1 protein-coding gene is annotated in these 462 nt (G+C 57.4%); it reads left to right on the top strand.

Annotated elements, in window-relative coordinates; all coding sequences use genetic code 11:
- The first annotated feature begins 102 nt into the window (after positions 1–102).
- A complete protein-coding gene (locus NBZ85_RS31770; protein ID WP_261563497.1) occupies positions 103–366 on the top strand; it encodes a hypothetical protein in 264 nt (87 codons plus the stop codon).
- Positions 367–462: the final 96 nt, after the last annotated feature.

The raw sequence follows: 462 nt of genomic DNA, 5'->3' as shown, positions 1-462 counted from the left end.
GCCCTGTCGTGCGCATCGGGTGCGGCATCAAGATCATCGAAGTCGAACAGGACGAAATCTACATGTCGCCGGGTGTCCGCATCTGGCGCGAGGAAGGATCGTATGACGAACTCTGAACGCACCACCAGCACCGCCGATATTCCTAAAGGCTCGACGCCGCTGCCGGCGCCGGTCCTGGAAGCCTACAAAAACCTGATCGACGTGTGCAGTGCCAACAAGGTGCCGCTGCGCACCCTGTTCTCCGTGGACCACATCGAGAAGCTGCACGAGGCTACGCTGAAAATCGAAGAGTTGGAGAAGATCGTCAAGCAGCGTGGCAAACTCATCGCCCTGTACGAAAAAGACCTCGGCCTGGACGAACTGTAAAAACGACGACACGGCGTTTCCGTGTCACCCACTTTCCACCATTAGAAGGAACCGCCCATCATGGCAACCAAAAAGCCCGCAGCATCGTCCCTCAAC

The organism is Frankia tisae (assembly GCF_025403405.1).
Lineage (GTDB): Bacteria > Actinomycetota > Actinomycetes > Frankiales > Frankiaceae > Frankia > Frankia tisai.
The sequence above is the reverse complement of the archived record's forward strand: the minus strand, read 5'-3'. Positions and strand labels throughout refer to the sequence as shown.